We start from the raw sequence: 3325 nt of genomic DNA, 5'->3' as shown, positions 1-3325 counted from the left end.
GGTCAGGTCAGGTCGAGGAAGCGTTTCGCGAGTGGCAGGAGCTGGGCTCGAAGTGTGTCGTCGTCGAGGTCGAAGGCCAAGGGGTGCACGGCTGCCCCGCTGATCGCTGCGATGACCATCGCCGTCCGAACGGCTCCGTCTGGTCCAGGCTCGTTTCCCAGGAGTAGGCGGCGCATGCGTCCCATAACGCGCCGGAATGATGCATTCTTTGGGGTCAATCGCGCGATGCCGGGATCCATAAGGATGACGCCGACCGTTTGGCGGCGCTCGACGGCAAGGTTGACCATGTTGATCAGGAGCCGTTCGCGCGCGCCCGCCCATGACTGCTCTTCTTCGGCGTCGTCGATCGTCGCCTCCATCCGAGCGAGCTCGGCGTCGGCGACTGCCAGGGCGATCTGTTCCTTGGTCTTGTACTGGCGGTAGACGGCCGCCTTCGTGACGCCGAGCTCGTCGGCGATCATCTGCAGCGAGGTTCCCCCGACGCCGTGTCGGGCGAAGAGATCGAGCGCGGCCGCGATGACGCGGCCCTGGGCGGCGGTTGCCGTCCCAGGGTTGACGCGCTGGGTGTCCGGAAGTTCGGCCGTGCTCACCGGCCCAACATACGGGTTGACGCACCTCGGTCCGCCGACTACGGTTCGGTTGTCGATCGGCAACTTAAAAGTTGCCGATCGACTACCCGCCTGGCAAGCTCGGCAGGGGACGGTGCGATGAGCGACGTCGGCACCGGCGTCTGCTTCCGCGACGAGTCGTTGGTCAACGATCCGTACCCCTGTTTCGAGCACATGCGGACGAAGAGCCTTCCCGTAACCGGATGACCGAGGTGAGTGATGAGTGAAAAGCGCTACCGCGTAGCGCAGTGGGGCACGGGCCACAGCGGGTCGGCCGCCCTGCGAGCCCTGATCGACCATCCGGGGTACGACCTCGTCGGCGTGTACGTGTACTCCGACAAGAAGGCGGGTCGCGACGCCGGAGAGCTGTGCGGCAGGGAGCCAACGGGCGTCGTCGCCACCTCGAACATCGAGGACATCGTCGCCGCCAAGCCGGACTGCATCGTGTACATGCCCATCACGTACGACGTCGACGACGTCTGCCGGCTTCTGGAGTCGGGGGTGAACATCTCGACCTTGCTCGAGCACTTCCACGCCCCGGAGCGACTTGACCCCACCGTACGACAGCGCATCGAGGCGGCTGGCCGACGCGGTGGCGCGTCCCTGTCCAGCATGGGCACGAGCCCGGGGTTCGTCACCGAGGCCCTGCCGGTCGCACTGACCTCGCTCCAGCGCCGGCTCGACTGCCTGACGATCCGTGAGTACGCCGACATATCGGGGCGCAACTCCCCGGAGATGCTTTCCATGTTGTTCGGCGGCGATCCCGCGGCCGCCCAGCTCGCGGGCGTCGCCGAGTCCACGCAGGAGCACTACGGCTCCTCGCTCCACGTGTTGGCGAAGGCGCTCTCGATTCCACTCGATGAGATCACCGCGACGGCCAGGGTAGGGGTCGCGAAGACACCCGTGAAGACCGCGGCGGGGACCTTCGACGCCGGAACCGTGGCTGCCTGGGAGATCGAGGTGACCGGGCTCCGGGCCGGCAAGCCCGTGCTGCGGATGATCCCCACGTGGTACATCAGCACCGATCTCGATCCGGCGTGGGACTTCCCCTTCCTGGAGAATGGATGGCGCGTCGTGGTCGAGGGTGACGTGCCCCTCGACGTCCTCATCCGCTTCACGTTCTCGTCGGAAGAGGAGAAGAACAACGTCGGCTACGGAAACGCGAGCCGTCCAGTGAACGCAATACCATATGTCTGCGCGTCGCCGCCCGGTATCGTGTCCTCGCTCGACATGCCGCAGCTCATCGCCAACCTGAGTTGAGGCCTGCGGGTACGAAAATAAAATCTATCCGAGACGAGATGAGGAGTAAGACACGATGAAGGTTACGGACCCGCGGGTCACGCTTGACGAAGATGCGCTGGGGTTCCCGAAAGAAGCGCGGGACACGGCGATGATCGGCTGGAACCTGGTCGCCAGCGTCCACGGAGACGACGGGAACCAGTACTGGTTCAACATCGGGGCGATGTCGTTAGCCGAGGGGTGGGGGAACGTCGATTTCTGGCAGATGTGCCTGCGCTCGGAGAAGGGGAAGGTGTACCAGCCGAGCGGATCGGTGCATCTGCTTACCGACTTCCCAGAGGGAACCGCGACAGAATTTCACGTCCAGCCTCGCAGCGCCGGCGCCCTCACCGTAACGCGGTCGGAGGATCACGTGACGGTCGAGATGGAGACCGTTCGTATTGTGTGCAAGCCTGACGGGACGTGGCACTACACCGTAGTGGATGAAGCGGCGGGGATATCCGGGGAATGGGTCCACACCGGTAACGGCTTCCCCGGGTGGTACGGGAAGGAGACGCCACAGGTCTATGTTCCCCACAGTATTTCCTACGGCTACATCTGGCCTGGGACGGTCGAAGGAACGCTCACCATCCAGGGACGAGAAGTGGCGATCCGTGGCGCGGGTCAGCGGGAGCGGTACGTCGGGGTCGACGCCTGCCCGGCGGAAGTAGGGGGGTGGCATGACTGGACGTGGTTCCACTTCGACGAGCTGTCCGGCAACCTGGACGAGATGAAGCTCAGCAAGAACAAGGACATGTCTCTCTACCTCACCGAGGAGAAGCAGTACTTCCAGGTCGGGGACTTTCAGATCAATCACCACGACTGGGCATACAACCCTGCAACAGGCACCTTCATCCCTGCCCGGTACCACGTGACCGTGGAAACCGAGGCAGGAATCCTGGAGTTCACTGCCACCGCGGTCGGGAGTTATGCCTCGAGCACCGTCGCCGAGGCGCCGGACTCTCCCACCATCCTGCTGGACTGGGAAAAGATCGACGGCACCTTCACCTACAAGAACGGCCACACGAAGACCCTCACGAACGGTCTCGGCGGGACCCTCATCCGACAGTGGAAGCCCTATCCCGAATTCCTCATCGGCGGCGGCGAGTTCAAGCCGCTGAGCGTGCCGCGAGTCTGAGCTCCTGACGCGGGTCGCCGGGTGATCCGCGGAGAGGAGTCCGGGCCCCGCTCCTCTTCGCGGGTCACAGCAGTACTGGATCTTCGTTTGTCGGCGCGGCATGCACCGGTTAGTACTACGCCTTCGGCGTGGGCGAGGCCAGCACCGGCGCCCGTACGAGCACCGTTGTTCCGGAATCCGCGGGCTGTTCGGCCGCGCGGGGCAGACAACCATGACGGGATACACATGCAGAGCACATCAATCTCGCTCGACCGGCTCGGGCGAAAGCGGACCCGAAGACGGTCACGGGCCGCGCTCTTAG

Annotated in this window: 3 protein-coding genes; 2 read left to right on the top strand and 1 reads right to left on the bottom strand. The window is 64.5% G+C overall.

Going from position 1 to position 3325, the window contains the following annotated elements:
• Window positions 1-2: 2 nt before the first annotated feature.
• A complete protein-coding gene (locus MXD62_RS27170; protein ID WP_248832251.1) occupies window positions 3-590 on the bottom strand; it encodes a TetR/AcrR family transcriptional regulator in 588 nt (195 codons plus the stop codon).
• 237 nt (window positions 591-827) lie between these two features.
• Between MXD62_RS27170 and MXD62_RS27165 the strand changes: the two genes are divergently transcribed.
• Together MXD62_RS27165 and MXD62_RS27160 are read left to right on the top strand one after the other, a co-directional pair.
• Window positions 828-1868, top strand: a complete 1041-nt coding sequence (locus MXD62_RS27165) for a dihydrodipicolinate reductase (protein ID WP_248832250.1) — start codon at window positions 828-830, stop codon at window positions 1866-1868.
• Between the two features lie 55 nt (window positions 1869-1923).
• Entirely contained in the window at window positions 1924-3024 is a 1101-nt protein-coding gene (locus MXD62_RS27160) for a hypothetical protein (RefSeq protein WP_248832249.1), read from the top strand.
• Window positions 3025-3325: the final 301 nt, after the last annotated feature.

Source organism: Frankia sp. Mgl5 (assembly GCF_023242985.1).
In the GTDB taxonomy this organism is placed as follows: domain Bacteria; phylum Actinomycetota; class Actinomycetes; order Frankiales; family Frankiaceae; genus Parafrankia; species Parafrankia soli.
Note: the sequence above shows the minus strand (reverse complement) of the source record. Positions and strands in the feature narration are given on the sequence as shown.